We start from the raw sequence: 21817 nt of genomic DNA, 5'->3' as shown, positions 1-21817 counted from the left end.
TCTATTTTGCGGGTCGTGCTGGCTCGATCAGGCCGCCGCCGTTGCGGCGGCGAATGGTCCAGATCGCCAACCAGATGATCACCGCCGCACCCGCGACCGCAAACATCCAGAGATGCTTACCGACATGCTCATGATGCGGCAGGCCGGCGTAGTTGTGCAGCGCGGTGACGGCCAACACGCCGGGCAGCACATGAGCCGGCGCCCAGAGTAGGATTGCTGGGATGTTGATGGCGTAGAACCGCGTCGGCGGCATACCGAGCGCCCCTGCCGTGATCGGCACGAAAGCGCGGATCGGCGGCACGAACCGGGCGAAGAACACTGCGAGCACGCCCCAGCGATTGAAGAAGGCCTCGCTCTGTGCGACCACGCTCGGGTAATTGCTCAGCGGCCAGGCCGAGAGGATCTCGCGCTGGCTGCGGTGGCCGATCAGGTAGGCGGTGCCATCGCCGAGCAACGCCCCAGCCGCGGCGGCCGCGAGCACCGGCCACAGCTTCAATTCGCCGCCGGGGATCAGCGCGCTCAGCGCCAAGATGATGGTCGAGCCCGGCACCAGCGAGCCGACGACCGGGACCGCCTCCAGCAGGGCGGCGAGGAACAGCGTTAGATAGGCCAGCCACGCATGCGCCGAGACAAAGCCGATCAGGGGATCAAGGAAAGCAGTCACAAAATTCCTGTCAGACGGTGGTGTGGTTCGAGAGGTAACAACTCCCCACCGGGGTGAAAAGTGCCTGGCCACGCTGCTCGGCGTGCGGCGCGGCGAAAGTACGGCGTGATTCGCAGGGCAGCCTTCCAAAAACCGAGGCCTGCCCCTATCTTCATGATAGAACAACGGAACTTTGATTGGCCCGCGGGCTTCTGCCCGCCGTTGCTCTCTGCTAGGCTTGTGCTTAGCACCCAATCCGTAGCCAAACGACAAATCTGGTTTCGGGAAACGCCCGGGACCTCGGAGGATGAATGACGACCGCCGTCCAGACCAAAACGCAGGAACCCGTCGGTTTGCCCGACATGAAGGTGTCGGTCCGGCAGGTCTTCGGCATCGATAGCGACCTGGAAGTTCCAGCCTATTCCGAAGTTGACCCGCACGTCCCCGAAGTCGACAGCGATTACCGCTTCGACCGCGCCACCACGCTTGCGATCCTCGCCGGTTTCGCCAGAAATCGGCGCGTGATGGTCACCGGCTATCACGGCACCGGCAAATCGACCCACATCGAGCAGGTTGCGGCCCGCCTCAACTGGCCCTGCGTGCGCGTCAACCTCGACAGCCACATCAGCCGTATCGATCTGGTCGGCAAGGATGCGATCGTGGTCAAGGAGGGCAAGCAGGTGACCGAATTCCGCGACGGCATCCTGCCCTGGGCGCTGCAGCATAACATCGCGCTGGTGTTCGACGAGTACGACGCCGGCCGCCCCGACGTGATGTTCGTGATCCAGCGCGTGCTGGAAGTCTCCGGCCGGCTGACCCTGCTCGACCAGAACAAGGTGATCAAGCCGCACCCGGCGTTCCGTCTTTTCTCGACCGCCAACACGGTCGGTCTTGGCGACACCTCGGGCCTCTATCACGGCACCCAGCAGATCAACCAGGGCCAGATGGACCGCTGGTCGATCGTCACCACGCTGAACTACCTCGCCCATGACGAGGAAGTCGAGATTGTGCTGGCGAAGGCGCACCACTACCGCACGCAGGAAGGCCGCGACATCGTCAACAAGATGGTGCGGCTTGCGGATCTCACCCGCAACGCCTTCGCCAATGGCGATTTGTCGACGGTGATGAGCCCGCGCACGGTGATCACCTGGGCCGAGAACGCCGACATCTTCAGCGACATCGGCTTTGCGTTCCGCGTCACCTTCCTCAACAAGTGCGACGAACTGGAACGGCCGCTGGTCGCCGAATTCTACCAGCGCTGCTTCAACGTCGAGCTGCCGGAATCCTCCGTCAACGTGGCGCTCAGCTAACCCATGCCGAAAATCTCCGTCGAGCGCACGCTGACCCAGACGAAGAAGGCGGTGCTTGGCGGATTGGGCCGTTACAACGGCGAGAAGATGGGGAAGCAGACCTACAAGCGCTTCGCCATCTCGCTGCGTGAAGGCAATGAGATCGTCGGCGGCATTATCGGCGAGCTGTGGACCGCGGTGTTGTTCATCCAGTACTTCTGGATGGAGCAGAAGTTTCGCAAGAAGGGCCTTGGCGGGAAACTGATCAAGGCCATCGAGGACGAGGCGCGGCGCTTTGGGGCTGTTCGCGCCTATGTCGACACGATGAGTTTCCAGGCGCCGGGTTTCTACCGCGCCAACGGTTATGAAGAGTTCGGCTCGATTGAGGGGTATCCCGATGGCGCTACGCGCCATTGGCTTACGAAATCGCTATGACAACCTCCAACATCAAATTCCGTCCTGGATCAAAGGAAGCGCCGACCGAGCCGTTCAAGCGCTCGGTAAGCGCATGCCTGAAGGCGATCGCGAGGAAGCCCGAGCTCGAAGTGACCTTCGCCGCCGAGCGGCCGGGCCTTGCGCCCGGCAAGGCGCGGCTGCCGGAGCCGGCGCGCAAGATGACCAAGCGCGACGCCGCGATCGTGCGCGGTCACGCCGATTCGATCGCGCTCAAGATCGCCTGCCACGATCCCAAGGTGCATCGCAAGCTGATGCCGGGCAATCCGCAGGCCCGCGGCGTGTTCGAGGCGGTCGAGCAGGCGCGCGTCGAGGCGATCGGCTCGCGGCGCATGTCGGGTGTCGCGAAGAATCTCACCGCGATGCTCGACGATCATTTCCACCGCGGCAAGTATGACGAGATCACCGACCGCGCCGATGCACCGCTGTCGGACGCACTCGCGATGCTGGTGCGCGAGCGCCTCACGGGCATGGCGCCGCCCGCGGCCGCGAAGAAGATGGTCGATCTCTGGCGCCCGGTGCTGGAGGACAAGATCGGGACCCGGCTCGACAAGTTGAGCCGTTTCACCGAGGACCAGGCCAAATTCGGCGACCTCGTGCATGATCTGCTGTCGGCGCTCGATCTCGGCGACGACCGCAACATGGACAGCGACGATGACGACGACCAGGACGAGAACCAGGACGGCGAGAACGATCAGTCCGGTGCCGAGGGCTCGCCCGATTCCGATGCCGCGCAGGAGATGAGCGCCGACCAGGCGCAGGCGACGGCGGACGAGATGAGCGAAAGCGCGATGGAAAGCGCGCAGGCCTCCACCAGCGACACCTTCGACGACGGCGAGCTTGGCGATGACGAAACGCCGGGGGAAGCGACGCGGCCGAATTCGCGCGGGCAGAACGAGCCGCGCGGGCCGGAGTATCATGCGTTCGCGCCGAAGTTCGACGAGGTGATCGCGGCCGAAGACCTCTGCGACCACGACGAGCTGGAGCGGCTGCGCTCCTATCTCGACAAGCAGCTCGCGCATTTGCAGGGCATCGTGGCGCGGCTTGCCAACCGCCTGCAGCGCCGCCTGATGGCGCAGCAGAACCGCGCCTGGGAGTTCGACCTCGAAGAGGGCATCCTCGATCCCGCGCGGCTGTCGCGCGTGGTCACCGATCCCTATCATCCGCTGTCCTTCATGCATGAGAAGGAGGCGACGTTCCGCGATACCGTGGTGACGCTGCTGCTGGATAATTCCGGCTCGATGCGCGGACGCCCGATCACGGTCGCCGCGACCTGTGCCGACATCCTGGCGCGCACGCTCGAGCGTTGCGGCGTCAAGGTCGAGATCCTGGGCTTCACCACCCGCGCCTGGAAGGGTGGCCAGTCGCGCGAGGCGTGGCTTGCTGCCGGCAAGCCGGCCAATCCCGGCCGCCTCAACGATCTGCGCCACATCATCTACAAGTCTGCCGACGCGCCGTGGCGGCGTGCGCGCAAGAACCTCGGCTTGATGATGCGCGAGGGACTGCTGAAGGAAAACATCGACGGCGAGGCGCTGGACTGGGCGCACAAGCGCCTGCTCGGGCGCTCCGAGCAGCGCAAGATCCTGATGATGATTTCCGACGGCGCGCCGGTCGACGATTCCACTCTGTCGGTCAATCCCGGCAATTACCTCGAGCGGCATCTGCGCCACATCATCGAGGAGATCGAGACCCGTTCGCCGGTCGAACTGATCGCGATCGGCATCGGTCACGACGTCACCCGCTACTATCGCCGCGCGGTCACGATCGTCGATGCCGAAGAACTCGGCGGCGCCATCACCGAAAAGCTCGCCGAATTGTTCAGCGAGACCAGCGGTGCCGCGCCGGCGCCGGGGCCCCGGCGCCGTCTCCACTCGTGAGACATGCGCTTAACTTCTAGCCGCCGCCGCTTCGTGCAGGATGTGGTGGCGGGGCTTTCGGTCGCCGCGCTGCCGCATCTTGCACACGCACAGAATGCCACGCGGCCGCTGTCGAAACGCGCCGCCAAGCCCAGCCCGTATTCCATCGACGTGCCTGTCGCGATCGAGGTCAAGGCCCGGCCGTTGCCGTCCTTCGACATCCGCGATCGTTCACGGGTGCGGTTCGGCGCGCTGGAATATCGCAGCGGCTTGATCCTGACCTCGGCATTTTCGGGGTTCGGAGGGCTGTCGGCGCTGCGGCTCGATCCCAGGGGCGAACGCTTCGTTTCGCTCAGCGACAAGGCAACGTGGTTTACCGGCCGCATCGTCTATCGTGGCCGCGAGATGGCTGGGCTCGACGATGTCGAGGCCGCGCCGCTGCTCGGGCCCGACGGCAAGCCGATCACCTCGCGCGGCTGGTATGATTCGGAGTCGCTCGCGTTCGATGGCTCGATCGCCTATGTCGGGCTCGAGCGCGTCAACCAGGTGCTGCGCTACGATTTCGCCAAGGGCTTTACCCGCGCGGCCGGCGAGGTGGTGCCGATGCCGCCGGCGGTGCGCAAGCTTCCCTCCAACAAGGGGCTTGAGGCGCTGGTCTTCGTGCCCAAGGGCCTGCCGCTTGCGGGCACGCTGATCGCGATGTCCGAGCGCGGGCTCGACGCCAGCGGCAATCTGATCGCCTTCCTGGTCGGCGGCAAGACACCCGGCCAGTTCAGCATCCGCCGCACCGAGACTTTCGACATCAGCGATGCCGTGCTGCTGCCCTCGGGCGACCTGTTGATCCTGGAGCGGAAATTCTCCTGGCTCGGCGGCGTCGGCATCCGTATCCGCCGGCTCGCACTGTCCGAGATCGCACCCGGCGCCGTGGTCGACGGTCCGGCGATCTTCAATGCCGATCTCACCAACGAGATCGACAACATGGAAGGCATCGACGCCCATGTGACGGCGGAGGGCGAGACCGTGCTGACCATGATCTCCGACGACAATTTCTCCCTAATCCAGCGCAACCTGCTGCTGCAGTTCACGCTGTTGCAGCGAGTGGCGAGGGGGCGCCGTTACCGCATTGCTGCCCTGCGTGCCGGCCTCTTTGGCGTTGCGGGCGGTTGGTGATTGCACGCGCCGTCTCTATGTTAGCCGCGCCCTTTCATTACGGTCCGGATATTCCTGCATGAGCACCCTGTTCTCCCCGATCGAGTTGCGCGGCCTGAAACTCGCCAACCGCATCATGGTCTCGCCGATGTGCCAGTATTCGGCTGACGACGGTTCGGCCAATGACTGGCACTTCACCCACATCAACATGCTGGCGCTGTCGGGTGCCGCGATGTTCTGCATCGAGGCCACCCATGTCGAGGATATCGGGCGGATCACGCCGGGCTGCCTCGGGCTTTACAGCGATGCCAACGAAGCGGCGCTAAAGCCGATCCTGGCTTCGGTGCGCAAGCGTTCGAAGGCGGCGGTGGCGATGCAGCTCGCCCACGCCGGCCGCAAGGGATCAAGCCAGCGCCCCTGGGAGGGCGGCCAATTGATCCCGATCGCGCAAGGCGGCTGGCAGACGGTGGCGCCGTCCGCCGTCCCGCACAAGGATGGCGAAGCGGCGCCGGTGGCGCTCGATGATGCCGGGCTGAAGCGCATCCGCGAGGCCTTTGTCGCCTCGGCGAAGCGCGCCGCGCGGCTCGGCATCGACGCGCTCGAACTGCACGGCGCGCACGGCTATCTGCTGCACCAATTCTTGTCGCCGATATCAAACAAGCGCACCGATCAATATGGCGGCTCGCTCGAAAACCGCATGCGCTTCCCGCTGGAAGTGTTTGACGCGGTGCGCGCCGTATTTCCGGGCCGCAAGCCCGTCGGCGTCCGGGTGTCGGCGACCGATTGGGTCGAGGGCGGCTGGGACGTCCCCCAGACCATCGAGTTCGCCAAGGAGTTGGAGAAGCGCGGCGTCGACTGGATCGATGTCTCCTCCGGAGGCATATCACCGTTGCAGCAGATTCCGCTCGGCCCGGGCTATCAGGTGCCGGCAGCGGAAGCCGTGAAGGAGGCGACCGGCGTCACCACGATGGCGGTCGGCCTGATCACCGAAGCCAGGCAGGCCGAGGAGATCGTCTCGTCCGGCAAGGCCGACATGGTCACGCTTGCCCGTGGCATGCTCTACGACCCACGCTGGGGCTGGCACGCCGCCGCCGCGCTCGGTGGCGAGGTGACGGCCCCGCCGCAATACTGGCGCTCGCAGCCCTCGACCCAGAAGGCGCTGTTCGGCACGACCACCTTCGGGGCGCGCTAATCCAAGACTTCGTCATGGCCGGGCTTGACCGGCCATCCACGTCTTCTCTCCTGAATGCCCAAGTCGACGTCGTGCTCGCTGCCTGCTGGAGCCATCCACGGCGACGGTTCTACGAGGTGGCGCAGGCCACCAACGCGCCGATCGCGACCAAAGCGCTGCGCCGGATAGCCGAACTCTATGCCATCGAAGCCGAAGTTCGCGGTCAGTCGCCCGCGCACCGGCTCGAGGCGCGTCACAATCGCTCGAAGCCCATTGTCGATACCATGCGACTCTGGTTCGAAGCTCAGCTCCCGCTGCTGCCGGGACGCAGCACGCTGGCCGAAGCGATCCGTTATGGGCTCTCGCGCTGGGAGGGTCTGACGCGCTTCCTCCATGATGGTCCTATTGAACTCGATACCAACCCGGTTGAACGCGCGATCAGGCCTGTTGCACTCGGCCGCAAGAACCATCTCTTCGCGGGCAGCGACGACGGCGCTTCATACTGCCCATCTGTCTATCCTCTTATAACTCAAGGCATTTCTGGTTGGCGTCGCAAGACGGCGGACTGCGGCGCGATCGCCTGCGAGAGGCATCTTGGCGCACGTCCGGTCGCGTGAGATCAGATTGTTTGATGATCCATGTCGAGCCCTTGTATAAATGCTCCGCAGGCAATCGTCCCTCGATGATCATGCGACGTATGGTTGATGGACTGACGTCGAGCATCTCCGCTGCTTCGATTAACGAGAGCTCACCTCGATCCTGGCGTTCCCCCTCACGATAACCGGCGATCTCGCGGGTTCTGCGCAACGAACAAATGCTGGTCCTCGTCCAGGACGCCCCGTGCGGGGTTGTTTTTCCGGAGCGATTGAGTAAGGCGGCGATCGCGTAGTCAGGCATTTGACGTGCGAGCGCGCGCACAAGATCAACTACCTCGGTGTCGGTCGTCCAACGCGTCACGCCGACACGGTTCTTCTTAACCTTCAAGCGGGTGTGATCGCCACCTTGCCAATGGATCACGAGGTCAAGATGCTCATTGTCTTGATCCACGTCGACGACGATTTCCGACAGCACTGTACGCAAGATCTTCTTTTTGATCTCCGACGTAACACCGGGGCGTTGCCAGGCTCTATTCAGATCGTCCCCGAGCTTAAGCATCGCTTCGCGATCGCCGGCACAGAGTCCAGGAGAAGGCGAGCTGGTCAAGCCCTCGATTTCTCGCTCAATCGTACGTACAGCTTGGATGCGCTCGTTCCAGCGACGCTCAAGTTCACCAGCGACGTGACGATTGTCGGGGTCGACCGCATCGTATTGGCGATACGCCCGGCTCGCTTCGTACTGCGCCCGTTCGAGAGACCTTTGGAGCTGACGCAATTTTTCCGACTGTTCGGCGCCCTGAGCTTTCATTGCATTTAGCGCAGCCTCAACGCCAAGCGGTTGAAGCCGCTCCAGCACCTCTCGCGCCACCATCCGATCGAGGCGCATTCCACCGAAGCCAAGACAGGCTGCGACGGCCGCCTTGTTGAAGTCTCCGCGGCAGACATATCTCTGCGTGTCGCCGCCTCTCCCAGAATACTGAACGTATAACCGGCGACCACATCGCGCGCAGCGCAGAAGCCCAGGGAGAAGTGCTTCGCCGCGTCGGACGGCTCCTCGACCCAGATAGCTCTTGCCGTTGGCATTGTCCGCAATGAGGCGCTGGTTTCGAACAAACTCATCCCATGAGATATAGCCCTCGTGATGTTCGCGGATCAGCACGTCCCAGGCTTTCCAATCTCGTTGGGGATTTCGCTTCACCTTCTTCCGGCCGTTCTCAATCGTCGTCCGGACACCCCGTCGTCCGAACGCGTACGCCCCGGCATAAACAGGGTTGGTGAGCATGTGATTCAACGTCGTGTAGCTTGGTGTACGCCATTCGATTTTCGGATCGTTCGAACCTCCAACGGCGAACGGTAGCGCGATCTTCTCCTGGATCAACCAGAGCAAGACCTGCCGGATCGATTGCAACTCCACAAACTTCCTGAAGACGAGATCCAGCGCTTCGCAGACACGTACGTCCGGGTTTTTCTCGATTCGGTCATCTTTCGTTTTCACGTACCCGACGGCGACCGTCGTGAAGTGCTCGCCGCGCCGAGCCTTTTGTTTGACGGCTTCAACTGATCGCTGTCGAATGACGCTGAGCTCCAGCTCGCTCATCGTTCCCTTCATCCCCAAGAGCAATCGATCGTTGATCGACCGCGAATCATAGACGCCATCTTCATCGACAATGAGCGTGCCGACCAAGCCGCAAAACTCCAACAACGTGTGCCAATCTCGACCGTTTCGAGCGAGGCGGGAAGCCTCGATCGAAAACACTGCGCCGACGCACCCCTCGCAGATTAACGCCAACAACCGCTCAAATCCACGTCTTGCAACGCCGCCACCGGACTTGCCGAGGTCATCGTCAATAACCTCGACTTCGCTCCAGCCGAGCGCACGGGCGCGAGCCTCAAGGCCGTATTGCCTGCGTTGGCTCTCCAGGTTGTGTACAACCTGATCGACCGATGACTGGCGAACGTAAACCACGGCACTACGCGCCAGGTGATCAGCGGAGATCTTCGTCATGACCCGCCTCCTGACCTGACTGAGCTGGCGCGGCGGGCGCCTTTGCGACGGCTTCCTTTAGCAGAAGCGACAGCAACTTTGCGGCCTCGGCTTGCACCACCTGAGGCAGATGCTCCGCTCGCGCCGTCGCGAACAGATCCGGTTGCCGTCTTTTTTGCATCGTCTTGGACATGGGCTCCTCCCTCGACGGGAGGCGATTCCTCCCAACGCGAGGCTACGAGGACGTCAAGGTACGTGCGAAGTTCAAGAAGTCGGTCCACCGGGAGAAACGGATCTGTTACAATTTTAGCCGACGCTGCTTCGGGCTCGGTCATCCAAGCCGGCAGAAGATGGAGACGGCCGTTCTCGCGGCGAACCGTGAAGTGGCGGTGGCCATCGTGGATTTGTTCGCCGAGCACGACTAGGTCTCGGCCGGCGTCAGGATGGAATGGATATGTTACTCGAACTTCGTTGCCCGAAATCCCTGCATTATGCAGCCCCTTCGGATTGCGGCGGGCACAGATGGGCCGTGCTGTGTTCGCTGATCGAAACCTGCAAGCTTAACGACGTCGAGCCCTGTGCCTACCTGCAGCTCTCGCGCATGGTCGAGGGATACCCGATAAACCGTCTCGACGAATTGCTGCCGTGGACGTGGAAAGCCGAAGATTCTGTCAAAAGCTGAGCAAGACAAACACCCGACGCTTATCGAACAAGGAGGGCTCATGGCCGACGAGATCGTACTGTACTTCTCACCCGCGAGTCGCGCTTTCATGGCGCTCTGGATGATCGAGGAGCTTGGGATTCGATACCGTCTAGAAACGGTCGACATCCGCAAGAACGAGCAGAAGAGCCCCACCTACCTCGCGGTGAATCCAATGGGCAAGGTTCCTGCGATAACGATCGACGGAGTCGTGATCACCGAGACGCCGGCTATCTGCACCTATCTCGCCGACCGTTATTCCTACGGCCAACTCGCACCCAAGTTGGAAGACCCGGAGCGCGGGCCTTACCTTCGTTGGATGGTCTACTCCACCGGAGTGGTTGATCCAGGTCTGAATGCCCGCGCGCTGAAATTGGACGCCCCGGCGAACACGGTCGGTTGGGGAGACTACGACGCAATGGTCGAGACTCTGCGGACTGCACTTCGAGGCAAGGACTACCTCTTTGGCGCGCGGTTCACCGCTGCCGATGTTGCATTGGGAGGGATGGTGATCTGGGGAATGTACGGCCAGACGCTGCCAAACGATCCGGTCCTTACTGCATACAGTGCGAGGCTCCAGGCGAGGCCGGCGAACCAAAAGGCCGCAGCGCTTTCCTTTGGGTCCTAGCGACGGTGACTTGAGGTCAACTCTGGGGTCTTGGCCTCGAAAAACGTGCCGGCTTCGCTCCGCTGAGCATCTAGCAGGGGGAGTATGGCGGCTGGTCTACAACCGTGTCTATAAGTTCGATCACACGTCTGCGGCGTTGCGTGGTTCGGACCCAGTCGCGGCCATGTGAGATGGCATGCCTTTCGCAACGCGGCAAAAAGGCCTAGCCTGATCATCGGGGCGATCGGTGAGGCACGGTGATGCGGGCCCGCGTGCGAAAATTTGCCCATATCCTGGAACGCTTCGGCCTTGCCATGGCTGGCGCCGGGAGCGGGCTGTTCGTGGCCATCCATGTCGGCTCAAGCGTATCGGCGCTGACCTCGCAGGCCTTCCTGCTGATCATGATGCTCGGCGGCGCCGTCGGCTTCTATCTCGGCATCGATACGCCGCAGCTGGCCTTTCATCCGAAGAATGGCGGCTCGACCAGCGACATCGATGCGGCGGAGTTCCTCAGCGCGGTCGGCACTTTCCTTGCGACATTGGTCGCCTTCTTCTCGGTCGGCGTGATCGTGTTGCGCGGCGAGCCGCAGATCGGCTGGACCGCGGCGATCATGGTGGGCTGGGTGCTCGGCATCGCGATGCAGATCGTTGCCGGTACGATCGCGCGCATGCGCGCGTGAGCCGTCACTGGCGCGAGATGCCCAATCCCGCAAGATGCGTGTCGATGAATTGCGCCAGCCGCTCGCGCAGCCGCGCCGGCGGCACCGCGACCATGCGCTCTTCGAGGCCAAGCGAGATGATGCCGTGCACGGCGGAGAACATCATCCGCGACAGCAGCGCAATATCCTCGCCATCGCGACCGGGCAGCAGCCGCACGAGCGGCGCATGCATCAACGCGAACGCATCCATCACCATCGTCAGGATGTCTTCCGGAAACGGCCGGTCATCCTCCATCCGGTGCTCGAACAGCGAGCGCAACAGATTCGCGTGCTCGGTCGCGAAGCCGAGATAGGCGTCGGCGAGCCCGTGAAGCTGATCGACGGGATCGCCGGCCGGAACCGCCCCTAGCGTGGCCGTGAGGGCCTGAACCGTCTCCCGGTTCACCGTCAGGATCAGCCCGTCGAAGTCGCCGAACTCGTTATAGACGCTGCCGATCGAGCAGCCGGCGGCCTCGGCGACATCACGAACTTTCAATGATCTCAATCCTTTAGATGCAATAAATCCGCGCGCGATCTCGATCAGCAGGGCCCGGCGCGAAAGTTTTTTTCGTTCTCGACGCGATTTTTCTTGAACAATGTTCATTTTTGTCCTATTTGTTTGAGCGTTGCTCAAGTTAACGCAGGAGGCCACTCAAATGCAGACCCTAGCACTTCAACGGACCACTACCCTGGTCGACGACGCGATCGAATTCGTAAAGGGCATCGCCCGCCGTATCGTCGACCTCGCGACCGCGCCGATCGAGCGCATCGCCCTTGCCTGCGACGTTGCAGGCGTTCTGGAGCAGCGGCGCGCGGACGCACGCGCGCCGCGTCCGGCGCTACGAACCGGCGGCCGCTGCAATCCGCGCAATTGCCCGCTCTCGCCGTTCGGCGGCTTGAGCGACCTGACCTGAGGCCAATCCTGACCTGATGGTGGAAGCAGCCATGCGAGCGCCCAATTGTCGGCAAATGCTCAACAAAGCACTCACCATGTCCCGCGCCAGCGCCTTTCCATATCGGCCGACCACAATCCCGGGAAAGGTCTCGTACATTTCTACCGGGCATGGTGGCGCCGCCCCGGCGCACGCGATCTGCGCCGGATCGAACCGATACCTGACGAAGAAGACTAAAGGCTGCGGCAGTCAGTTCATTTCGCGTCGCTCCTCCCCCGACACCCAAGATTGCAGATCCCTCGGGGCCGCACGCCCGGACACAAGGAAACGGTCATGATCAAGGAATTGATGTCGTCCCGCCGCTTCGCGCCGCTGTTCTGGGCGCAGTTCTGCTCGGCGCTGAACGACAACGTGCTGAAGAATGCGCTGGTCATCATGCTGCTTTACGGTGCCGCCACCGAGCAGGGCCCGACCCTGGTCACGGTCGCCGGCGCGGTTTTCATCTTTCCGTTCTTCGTGCTGTCGGCGCTCGGCGGTGAACTCGCCGACAAATACGTCAAGTCGGTCGTCGCGCGGCGGCTGAAATTCGTCGAGATATTCGCCGCGGCCTTTGCCGCCGCCGGCTTCTTCATGCATTCGATCCCGCTGCTGTTCGTCGCGCTCGGGCTGTTCGGCACGGTCGCGGCATTGTTCGGACCGGTGAAGTACGCCGTGCTGCCTGATCAGCTCTCGGTATCGGAACTCGCGACCGGCAACGCGCTGGTCGAGGGTGCGACTTTCATGGCGATCCTCATTGGCACCATTGCCGGCGGCCTGTTTGTCGCCGGTGCGAGCCACATGGGTTGGATCTGTGCCGCCGTGGTCGGCCTTTCGGTGCTCTCATGGGGATTTGCATCGCGCATTGCGGTGACGCAGCCGTCCGCGCCCGATCTGCCGATCACCAAAAATCCCTGGACCTCGACCGTGCGTCTGTTGAAGGCGCTTTACGCCGAGCAGCGGCTCTGGGACGGCATGATCATCGTCTCCTGGTTCTGGATGGTCGGCGCGATCGTGCTGTCGCTGCTGCCCGCATTGATCAAGCAAGACGTCGGTGGCACCGAAGGCGTCGTCACGCTGTGCCTTGCGATCTTCGCGATCGGCATCGCCGCCGGCTCGCTGTTCGCCGCGCAGCTCAGCCATACCAGACCGAATCTCGCGCTGGTACCGATTGGTGCCATCGTGATGGGCATCGTCGGCCTCGATCTCGCATGGGCGGTCGGCCACACGTCGCTCGGCAAGGAAGTCAGCGCGGGCGCCTTCGCGACCTCGTTCGGTGGCTTCCGTATGCTGTTGGACTTCTTCCTGTTCGCCTTTGGTGGCGGCCTGTTCGTGGTGCCGTCCTTTGCCGCGGTGCAGGCCTGGACCGCGCCGACCGAGCGCGCCCGTATCATCGCCGCCGGCAACATCCTGCAGGCGGGATTCATGGTTGCCGGTGCGCTGTTCGTCGCGCTGCTGCAAGCCGCGGGTCTCGCGATCGCCTGGATATTCTTTGGCCTTGCGATTGCGAGCTTCGGCACGGTTTGGTTCGTGTTGAGCAAGTGGGGCAAGGAGGGCGTGCGCGACTTCGGTGCACTGTTGTTCCGTGCGCTGTTTCGCGTCGAGGTCCGGGGCATCGAGAATCTGCCGCCCGCGGGCACGCGCATGCTGATCGCACCCAACCATGTCAGCCTGGTCGACGGTCCGCTGCTGCACGCCACGCTGCCGATCGACGCGAGCTTCGCGGTCGACACCGGCATCTCGAAGGCATGGTGGGCCAAGCCGTTCCTCAAGATGATCAAGCACTACACGATGGATCCGAGCAAGCCGCTGGCCGCGCGCGACCTGATCAAGCTGGTCGCCGCCGGCGAGCCGGTGGTGATCTTCCCGGAGGGCCGCATCACCCTCTCCGGGTCGCTGATGAAGGTCTATGACGGCACCGCGATGATCGCCGACAAGGCGGATGCGGTCGTCGTGCCGGTCCGCATCGAGGGCGCGCAGCGCTCGCATCTCAGCTATCTCAAGCATGGCGAGATCAAGCGCTCCTGGTTCCCCAAGGTGACGATCTCGATCCTGCCGCCGGTGAAACTGCCGATCGACCAGTCGCTCAAGGGAAAGGCCCGCCGCAACGCCGCCGGCGCGGCGCTGCAGGACGTCATGATCGACGCCATGGTCAAGAACGCGATGCTCGACCAGACGCTGTTCGAGGGCCTCGGCCACGCCTATCGCGACCGCGACACCGGCAAGCCGATCATCGAGGACGCTCTCGGCACCAAGCTGACCTACCGCAAGCTGATCCTCGGCGCGCAGGTGCTGAGCCGCAAGCTCGAGCAGGGTACTACAATCGGTGAGAACATCGGCGTGCTGTTGCCGAACTCGGCCGGCGTTGCCGTCGTGTTCATGGCGCTGCAGACCATCGGCCGCGTTCCGGCCATGCTCAACTTCTCTGCCGGTCCGATCAACGTGCTGGCTGCGATGAAGGCTGCGCAGGTCAAGACCGTGCTGACCTCGAAGGCGTTCATCGAGAAGGGCAAGCTCGACAGACTGATCGCGGCGATGGCGGGCCATGCGCGCGTCGTCTATCTCGAGGACGTCAGGGCGGGAATTAGTCTCACGGATAAGATCCAGGGCTTTCGCGCCGGGATCGCGCCGCGCGTCGCCCGCAAGGCGAACGATCCCGCCGTCATTTTGTTCACCTCCGGCTCGGAAGGCACGCCGAAGGGCGTCGTGCTGTCCCACCGCAACATCCTTGCCAACGCGGCGCAGGCGTTTGCGCGGGTCGACGCCAACGCCAACGACAAGGTGTTCAACGTCCTGCCGGTGTTCCACTCGTTTGGTTTGACCGGCGGCATGATGATGCCGATCCTCGGCGGCATCCCGATCTTCATGTATCCGTCGCCGCTGCATTACCGGATCGTGCCCGAGCTGATCTACCAGACCGGTGCGACCATCCTGTTCGGCACCGACACCTTCCTCACCGGCTACGCGCGTTCGGCGCATGCCTATGACTTCCGCACGCTGCGGCTGGTGATCGCCGGTGCGGAAGCGGTGAAGGAGCGCACAAGGCAGATCTACATGGAGCGCTACGGCATCCGTATCCTCGAAGGCTATGGCGTCACCGAGACCGCGCCGGTGCTGGCGATGAACACGTCGATGGCGAACCGCCAGGGCACTGTCGGCCGAATCTCGCCGCTGATGGAATACCGCCTCGATCCGGTCCCCGGCATCGAGGAAGGCGGACGCCTTTCGGTGCGTGGGCCCAACGTCATGCTCGGCTACCTCCGCACGGAGAATCCCGGCGTGCTCGAGCCGCTGGTGGACGGCTGGCATGACACCGGCGATATCGTCAGCGTCGATGCGCAGGGCTTCATCGCCATCAAGGGCCGCGCCAAGCGGTTTGCCAAGATCGCCGGCGAAATGGTCTCGCTGTCGGCGGTCGAGACCATGGCCGCGGCACTCTGGCCGCAGGCGATGTCGGTGGCGGTCTCGATCCCCGACGCGCGCAAGGGCGAGCGCATCGTGCTCCTGACCACGCAAAAGGACGCCGACCGCGCCGCCATGCAGCGTCAGGCCAAGAGCGTGGGCGCCTCCGAGCTCGCCGTTCCTGCCGATATCCGCATCGTCGACAAGATACCGCTGCTCGGCACCGGCAAGACCGACTATGTCGGCGCCACGGCGCTGGCCAAGGAACTCGCTGAGCAACTCGCCGCAGCGCCTGCACCGCAGGCCGAGCCCGCCGACGAGGAGCCCGAGGCCGAGCCGGAGTCGCGGCAGCAACACGTCGCATGACGGTTGTGCTTTTCGGGAGCATGTTGTCAGATAGCCGGCAACTGCTCCCGAGAAAGCACGACGATGCTGGACAGACTGAACCCGGCTGCCGAGGAACAACCTGAAACCGCCGCGTCGCAGTGGATCGCGGCCCTCAACGCGGCGCTCGCCGGACGCAGCAGCGACGATCTTGCCACGCTGTTCGCCCCCGACAGCCATTGGCGCAATCTGCTCGGCATCTCCTGGCACTTTGCGACGTTCAGCGGCAGGCCAACGGTTGTCGCTGAATTGTTACAGCGCGCGTCCGCCGTCCATGCGGGCGAATTTCGCATCGCCACAGATGCGCTGATACCGCGACGGGCGGTCGTCGCCGGGCGCGAGGTCGTCGAGGCCATCTTCACCTTTGAGACCGCCAACGGACCGGGCACCGGTGCCGTTCGCCTGTTGCGTGACGACAACCAAAATTCCGTGGCGTGGACGATCTCGACCCTGCTCGACTTCGATCGCATCTGCGCGGCGCGTGCCGAGCACGCGGCGAGCGAATCCCATACCCGCGATTTCGCCGCGCCCGACTGGACCGAGCAGCGGCAGGCGTCGCGCGCCTATGCCGACCGCGAGCCCGATGTCCTGATCGTCGGCGGCGGCCATGCCGGCATCGCGGCCGCAGTCGAATGCAAGCGGATCGGGCTCGACGCGCTGATCGTCGACCGCGAGCGGCGCATCGGCGACAATTGGCGGCTGCGCTATCGCGGGCTGAAGCTGCACAACAAGACCCCGGTCAATCATCTCCGCTATCTGCCGTTCCCGCAGGCCTTTCCGGACTACATCCCGAAGGACAAGATTGCGAACTGGCTCGAAAGCTATGTCGATATCATGGAGCTCGACTTCTGGACCGAGACCTCGTTCGAGGGTGCGTCCTATGACGATGCCACGCAACGCTGGACGGTGACGCTGCAACGAACCGGCGGCGTGCGTACGATGCACCCGAAGCATATCGTGCTCGCGACCAGCGTCAGCGGCACGCCGAACATCCCCGCGATATCAGGCATCGAGCGCTTCAACGGCCAGGTGCTGCATTCCAGCCAGTTCGCAGCGGGACGCGAATGGGCCGGGCGTTCCGTGGTCGTGTTCGGCACGGGCACCAGCGCGCATGACATCTGCCAGGAGCTGCACGCGGCCGGCAGCCACGTCACCATGGTGCAGCGCAGCCCGACCATGATCGTCAATGTCGAACCCGCCCAGCTCTACGACAGGGCCTATCTCGGCGACGGCCCGCCGATCGGCGTGCGCGACATCCTCAATTCCTCCCTGCCGTTGCCGGTGATGAAGATCGCGCACAAGATCATCACCGACGAGGTGAAGGCACTCGACGCGCCGCTGCTCTCGCGGCTGGAGGCTGCCGGCTTCCGGCTCGAATTCGGCGAGGACGGCACCGGCTGGCCGCTGAAATTCCGCTCTCGCGGCGGCGGCTATTATTTCAACGTCGGCTGCTCGGAATTGATCGCCGACGGCAAGATCCGCCTGATCCAGGCTGCCGACATCGCCGCATTCAACGCCGATGGCCTCGCGCTGAAGGACGGCTCCGCGCTGAATGCCGAGCTGTTCGTGCTCGCGACCGGACAAGGGCCTCGATCATCTCTTGGCCAAATTGTTCGGCGCCGATGTCGCCGCGCGCGTCGGCCGTGTCTGGGGTTTTGACGATGCCATGCAAGAACTCCGCAACATGTGGACGCGCACGCCGCAACCCGGCCTCTGGTTCACCGGCGGCGCCTTCTCGCAAGCCCGCATCTTCAGCCGCTTCATCGCGCTGCAAATCGCCGCGATCGAGGCGGGGACACTTTCCAAATAACTGACCTGACCTGCAAGCAACTGACCTAAAGGATGCCCATGCCGCTCCCGCTCGATCCCGTCATTGAGACAATCATCCCGCTGCTGCCGTTGCGCGATCCGGCCGTTATGACGCCGCAGAGCGCGCGCGACTCGTTGCGCGCGCTTTCGGATGCGCGGGCCGCGGTGCCGCCACCGCCGGTCGATCGCGCCGAGAACATCGAGGTGGAGGGCGGTGCCGGAAAACTCGCGGCGCGGCTCTATCGCAATGGGCAAGGAAACGAGCAAGGCAAGGCGCCGACCGTGATCTTCTTCCACGGCGGCGGCTGGGTGGCCGGCGATCTCGAAACCCATGACCGCCAGGCGCGCAACCTCGTGATCGAGACCGGCGCGGTGGTGATCTCCGTCGACTACCGCCGCCCGCCGGAGACGCGTTTTCCCGGCGCGTTCGAGGATGCGTTCGCGGCCACCCGCGACGTGATCGGCCGCATCGGCGAATTCGGCGGCGATGCGTCACGCCTCGGTATTGCCGGCGATTCTGCCGGCGGCAATCTTGCCGCTGCGGTGGCGCTCGCCTGCCGCGATGCCGGGATCAAGCTTGCCGCGCAATTGCTGGTCTATCCGGTCACCGACGTCGCCGGCAATTTCGCCGATGCGGCCGAGAACGCGAAATATCCGTCGCGTGCCGAGAATGCGGAAGGCTATTTCCTGTCGCGCGCGGTGATGGAGTGGTTCGCCGGGCATTATCTCGCCGACAAGGTTGATGGCGCCGACTGGCGCGTCTCGCCGTTGCGCGCGAACAGTCTCGCGGGTCTCGCGCCGGCCGTCGTCACCACCGCCTGGTTCGATCCGCTGCGCGACGAGGGCGCGGCCTACGCGAAGGCATTAGCTGCCGCCGGCGTGCTGGTAAATTACCATTCCGGCGAGGGGCTCATTCACGGCTATTTCGGCCTCGGCGATGCCTCGGAAGCCGCGCGCGCCGAGGCGCAGCGCGCGCGGGCGGATTTCAAGGTGCTGCTGGAGAAGGGCATCTAATCCCCTCGTCGTCCCTGCGAAAGCCGGGACCCATATGTGGACGGCCCCCGTGGCACAAGAGCTTTTTGAGCGGATCGGATCGCTTGCATCCATATGTCCGGCCTTTTGAGTGCGATCGGATGGATCGCTGGCCAAGATGGTTTGCGCGATGCGAGTTCCAAACAACCACGCGGCCTGTTGACGGCCGATGGGTCCCACGGACTGTCTCGCATCGTTGCTCGATCGATCGCTCCATCTGCTCCTGCAGCTCCGGGTCGGCTGACGAGCGAGCCCGCCAGCCGGCCAATCTGTTAGACGGCGACTGCCGCGGTGGCATTGATCCGTGCGGCGTCATAACTCTCGCCGGTCGCCATCAGCTTCCAGGCGATGCGGGCCACCTTGTTGGCGAGCGCCACGGCGGCAAGCTTCGGTGGCTTGCGCTTGATCAGTGCCAACAGCCAGCGCGAGTGATGGCCGCGCCCGCGTCTGGCCTGCTGGATGACCGCCGTTGCCCCGATCACCAGCAGGCGGCGCAGGTCCTCGTCGCCCGCCCGCGTGATCTTGCCAAGCCTGGTTTTGCCGGCGGTGGAGTGATCCTGGGGGGTGAGGCCGAGCCAGGCTGCGAAGTGACGGCCGGAGCGGAAAGCATGGGGATCGGGTGTCTTCATCACGAGCGTCGTTGCAACGATCGGCCCGACAGAAGGGATCTGCGCCAGACGCCGGCCCACGGCGTCGGAGCGGTGCCAGGCCATCAATCTGGCTTCGATCTCCTGCAGCTCGCCCACGAGTCTGGTGTAGTCGCGGCCCAGCACCGTAAACAGCTCGCGTGCCAGGGCAGGAAGCGTCTCGTCCTGCGCAATCCGCGCCAGCAGCGGCTCGATCTTGTCGGTCCCTTGGGCCCCGATCAGGCCAAACTCCGCCGCATGGCCGCGGATCATATTGCCGAGCTGGGTGCGCCGGGCGATCAATCCAGCGCGGACACCCGTCAGCATCAGCGCGGCCTGCTGCTCGACCGTCTTGACCGGCGCGAACCGCATGCTCGGCCGGCTCATCGCTTCACACAGCGCCTCCGCATCCCGACCGTCGTTCTTGTTCCGCGACACATAGGGCTTCACCAATTGCGGCGCCATCAACTTCACCTCGTGGCCCAGCTTGCGAAGCTCCCGTGCCCAATGGTGCGAGGCCCCGCAGGCCTCCATCCCGATCACGGTCGGCGGCAACTTGGCGAAGAACTCCAGCACCTGCTTGCGCGCAAGCTTCTTGCGCAACACAGGCTGTTCCGCCGCATCAACCCCATGCAGCACAAAAATATACTTCGACGTATCCATTCCAATGCGGATAATCTCTCTCACGGACGGCTCCCTTGTCTGAGATTTGCAACAACCTCATTCTGGCACACTGATGCCGTAGGGGGCCGTCCACACCATCAACCACCGCTGGTCATTGTTGCGGGACGCTGGGGCCACAGCCGTCTTCAACAACGCGATCCTGTGGTAATGGGTCCCGGCCTTCGCCGGGACGACGATGTGGAGGGTTCAGCGTCCGACTACCCCCTCAATCATTCCCGATCGTGTCGCCGAACAGCTGCCAGGTCTCGCCGTTGAACTTCTGCAGCCGCATTGCTTCGATCGGGAAGTAGTCGGTCGGTGAGGTCTTCACCTTGATGCCGGGCAGCATCATCGGCAGCGCGATGTCGAGGTTGGCGGCCTCTCTCATGATGTTCTCATGGGTGAGGTCGTCGCCGCACTGCTTCAGCACCTGCACCGTCGCCTCCGCCACCACATAGCCGTAGACGATCAGCTGGTCCTGCAGATTGCCGTCCGGAAAGTAGCTCTTCATGAAGCTCTGCCAGGCGATCACATCCTTGTCGTCCTTCCATTGCGGATCGTTGGGATCCTTCAGCGAGTAGGACGAGATGATGTCCTTGGCATACTCGAAGCCGGCCGGCTTCAGCACCGAGGCGACCGAGGTCGAGGTCGCGGCGAGGAAGAACAGGTCGGGCTTCCAGCCGATCTCGCCGATCTTCTTGATCGCCTGCGCCGCCTGCTTCGGGATCGCGTGCACGAACAGCACGTTGGCGCCGGATGATTTCAGCTTCACGATCTGGCTGTCGATGGTCGGATCGGTCGCTTCATAGGTCGCTTCCGCCACCACCATTTTTGCGGTGTTCTCCGGCCCCAGCCCCTTCTTGAAGCCGTTGCCGTAATCCTTGCCGGCGTCGTCGTTCTGGTAGAACAGCGCGATCTTCGCGTCCGGCTTGTTGGTCAGCACATATTTCGCATAGACCGCGGTCTCGGCCTGGTAGGACGCCTGGAAGCCCATCGTCCACGGGTAATGCGCATAGTCGCCCCACAGCGTGGCGCCGGCGCCGACGAACAGCTGCGGCACCTTCTTGTCGTTGAGATATTTGCGTACGGCCAGTCCCGTCGGCGTGCCCAGCGGATTGAGGATCAGCGCGACCTCCTCCTGCTCGACCAGCTTGCGGGTCTGCTCCACCGTCTTCGGCGGCGAGTAGCCGTCGTCGAGCGTGATCAGGGTGATCTTGCGCCCGTTCACGCCGCCCTGATCGTTGATCATCTTGAAGTAGGCGGCTTGCGCCTTCGCGATCACGCTGTAGGCCGACGCCGCGCCAGAGAATGGCGAGGTCTGGCCGAGCTTGATCTCGGTATCGCTGGCGCCGGTGCCGTATCGCTTCTCGGCGGCGTGGGCCGATGCGGCGAGCGCGAGCACGGCCGCGGCCGTGATGGCCTTCCATCTCATTGTTAGCCTCCCTAACGCGTTTTGCTTGTTGTTCGCGGGGGAGAGCTTACGCAGGTCGCAGGGATCAGGCTTGCGGGGAGAAGCTGGGGCAGGGATGCGAAAATGGGGCGCTAATATTACCGTCGTCCCGGCCTGCGCCGGGACGACGATGGCGAGAATCCTAGCGCACGCTGCCCGTGGTGATCGGGTCGGTCGGCAGCACGGTGGCGCCGGCGCGGTCGGCGGCGGCTGCGGTGATCATGCCGGGGCTGCCGGTCGGCACATTGCGGGGCGGGTGGATTTCGAGGAGAAACAGCGCGGTCGTCGCCAGCACCGCCACGGCGGCGGTTGCGAGCGCGGGCACCAGTCTTCCGCGCGGATCGATTGCGCGAACTTGCATTTTATTAAGTCCTTT

General features: G+C 63.8%; 19 protein-coding genes and 2 pseudogenes. 14 read left to right on the top strand and 7 right to left on the bottom strand.

Annotated elements, in window-relative coordinates; translation table 11 throughout:
* Position 1 precedes the first annotated feature (1 nt).
* Positions 2-664 carry a DedA family protein gene (locus ACP2YO_RS46920; protein WP_426437904.1) on the bottom strand — a complete coding sequence of 221 codons (663 nt, stop codon included), beginning with the start codon at positions 662-664 and terminating at the stop codon, positions 2-4.
* A 290-nt stretch (positions 665-954) separates the two neighbouring features.
* On the opposite strand from ACP2YO_RS46920, the gene cobS reads away from it, so the two are divergent.
* The 6 genes and pseudogenes from cobS to ACP2YO_RS46890 all read left to right on the top strand — a co-directional run.
* Entirely contained in the window at positions 955-1953 is a 999-nt protein-coding gene (gene cobS / locus ACP2YO_RS46915; RefSeq protein ID WP_426437903.1) for a cobaltochelatase subunit CobS, read from the top strand.
* 3 nt (positions 1954-1956) lie between these two features.
* Positions 1957-2367 carry a GNAT family N-acetyltransferase gene (locus ACP2YO_RS46910; RefSeq protein ID WP_426437902.1) on the top strand — a complete coding sequence of 137 codons (411 nt, stop codon included), beginning with the start codon at positions 1957-1959 and terminating at the stop codon, positions 2365-2367.
* Positions 2364-4262 carry a cobaltochelatase subunit CobT gene (cobT, locus tag ACP2YO_RS46905; protein WP_426437901.1) on the top strand — a complete coding sequence of 633 codons (1899 nt, stop codon included), beginning with the start codon at positions 2364-2366 and terminating at the stop codon, positions 4260-4262. Before ACP2YO_RS46910 ends, cobT begins: the two co-directional genes overlap by 4 nt.
* 3 nt (positions 4263-4265) lie before the next feature.
* Positions 4266-5411: an esterase-like activity of phytase family protein gene (locus tag ACP2YO_RS46900; RefSeq protein WP_426437900.1), complete on the top strand. Its 1146-nt coding sequence runs from the start codon at positions 4266-4268 to the stop codon at positions 5409-5411.
* A 58-nt stretch (positions 5412-5469) separates the two neighbouring features.
* Positions 5470-6582: an NADH:flavin oxidoreductase/NADH oxidase gene (locus ACP2YO_RS46895; RefSeq protein WP_426437899.1), complete on the top strand. Its 1113-nt coding sequence runs from the start codon at positions 5470-5472 to the stop codon at positions 6580-6582.
* Between the two features lie 68 nt (positions 6583-6650).
* Positions 6651-7064, top strand: a pseudogene (locus ACP2YO_RS46890) (IS66 family transposase); the annotation flags it as partial.
* A gap of 19 nt (positions 7065-7083) precedes the next feature.
* Here ACP2YO_RS46890 and ACP2YO_RS46885 read toward each other — a convergent pair.
* Positions 7084-9162 carry a recombinase family protein gene (locus ACP2YO_RS46885; RefSeq protein ID WP_426437898.1) on the bottom strand — a complete coding sequence of 693 codons (2079 nt, stop codon included), beginning with the start codon at positions 9160-9162 and terminating at the stop codon, positions 7084-7086.
* A complete protein-coding gene (locus ACP2YO_RS46880) occupies positions 9143-9334 on the bottom strand; it encodes a hypothetical protein (RefSeq protein WP_426437897.1) in 192 nt (63 codons plus the stop codon). The genes ACP2YO_RS46885 and ACP2YO_RS46880 overlap by 20 nt, the downstream gene beginning before the upstream one ends.
* A 303-nt stretch (positions 9335-9637) precedes the next feature.
* Between ACP2YO_RS46880 and ACP2YO_RS46875 the strand changes: the two are divergent.
* From ACP2YO_RS46875 to ACP2YO_RS46865, 3 genes and pseudogenes are all read left to right on the top strand, one after another.
* Positions 9638-9823, top strand: a pseudogene (locus tag ACP2YO_RS46875) (transposase domain-containing protein); the annotation flags it as partial.
* Between the two features lie 40 nt (positions 9824-9863).
* Entirely contained in the window at positions 9864-10469 is a 606-nt protein-coding gene (locus ACP2YO_RS46870; protein WP_426437896.1) for a glutathione S-transferase family protein, read from the top strand.
* A 239-nt stretch (positions 10470-10708) separates the two neighbouring features.
* Positions 10709-11128 carry a hypothetical protein gene (locus ACP2YO_RS46865; RefSeq protein ID WP_426437895.1) on the top strand — a complete coding sequence of 140 codons (420 nt, stop codon included), beginning with the start codon at positions 10709-10711 and terminating at the stop codon, positions 11126-11128.
* A gap of 4 nt (positions 11129-11132) precedes the next feature.
* On the opposite strand, the gene ACP2YO_RS46860 is transcribed toward ACP2YO_RS46865, so the two are convergent.
* Complete coding sequence (locus tag ACP2YO_RS46860; RefSeq protein WP_426437894.1) at positions 11133-11750, bottom strand: TetR/AcrR family transcriptional regulator; 618 nt, start codon at positions 11748-11750, stop codon at positions 11133-11135.
* 52 nt (positions 11751-11802) lie between these two features.
* On the opposite strand from ACP2YO_RS46860, the gene ACP2YO_RS46855 reads away from it, so the two are divergent.
* The 5 genes from ACP2YO_RS46855 to ACP2YO_RS46835 all read left to right on the top strand — a co-directional run bounded on the left by ACP2YO_RS46855 (position 11803) and on the right by ACP2YO_RS46835 (position 18684).
* Positions 11803-12060, top strand: coding sequence for a hypothetical protein (locus ACP2YO_RS46855; RefSeq protein WP_426437893.1), 258 nt, complete (start codon positions 11803-11805; stop codon positions 12058-12060).
* A gap of 312 nt (positions 12061-12372) precedes the next feature.
* Complete coding sequence (locus ACP2YO_RS46850; protein WP_426437892.1) at positions 12373-15843, top strand: acyl-[ACP]--phospholipid O-acyltransferase; 3471 nt, start codon at positions 12373-12375, stop codon at positions 15841-15843.
* Positions 15844-15906: 63 nt separating this feature from the next.
* Positions 15907-17520 (top strand): NAD(P)-binding domain-containing protein, encoded by a 1614-nt coding sequence (locus ACP2YO_RS46845; protein ID WP_426437891.1) that lies wholly within the window; start codon positions 15907-15909, stop codon positions 17518-17520.
* Between the two features lie 7 nt (positions 17521-17527).
* Positions 17528-17671 (top strand): hypothetical protein, encoded by a 144-nt coding sequence (locus ACP2YO_RS46840; protein WP_426437890.1) that lies wholly within the window; start codon positions 17528-17530, stop codon positions 17669-17671.
* 38 nt (positions 17672-17709) lie between these two features.
* The gene (locus ACP2YO_RS46835) at positions 17710-18684 is read left to right on the top strand and encodes an alpha/beta hydrolase (RefSeq protein WP_426437889.1); all 975 of its coding nucleotides are present in this window, start codon (positions 17710-17712) and stop codon (positions 18682-18684) included.
* A 290-nt stretch (positions 18685-18974) separates the two neighbouring features.
* Here the strand turns inward: ACP2YO_RS46835 and ACP2YO_RS46830 are convergent, their stop codons facing one another.
* From ACP2YO_RS46830 to ACP2YO_RS46820, 3 genes are all read right to left on the bottom strand, one after another.
* Complete coding sequence (locus ACP2YO_RS46830) at positions 18975-20015, bottom strand: IS110 family transposase (protein WP_426437609.1); 1041 nt, start codon at positions 20013-20015, stop codon at positions 18975-18977.
* 202 nt (positions 20016-20217) lie between these two features.
* Positions 20218-21423: an ABC transporter substrate-binding protein gene (locus ACP2YO_RS46825; protein ID WP_426437888.1), complete on the bottom strand. Its 1206-nt coding sequence runs from the start codon at positions 21421-21423 to the stop codon at positions 20218-20220.
* Positions 21424-21583: 160 nt separating this feature from the next.
* Positions 21584-21802, bottom strand: a complete 219-nt coding sequence (locus tag ACP2YO_RS46820) for a hypothetical protein (RefSeq protein WP_426437887.1) — start codon at positions 21800-21802, stop codon at positions 21584-21586.
* Between the last annotated feature and the right edge of the window lie 15 nt (positions 21803-21817).

Origin of the sequence: Bradyrhizobium genosp. P, assembly GCF_049949265.1 — a bacterium.
Classification (GTDB): domain Bacteria; phylum Pseudomonadota; class Alphaproteobacteria; order Rhizobiales; family Xanthobacteraceae; genus Bradyrhizobium.
This window is presented reverse-complemented; position numbering and strand designations above follow the sequence as displayed.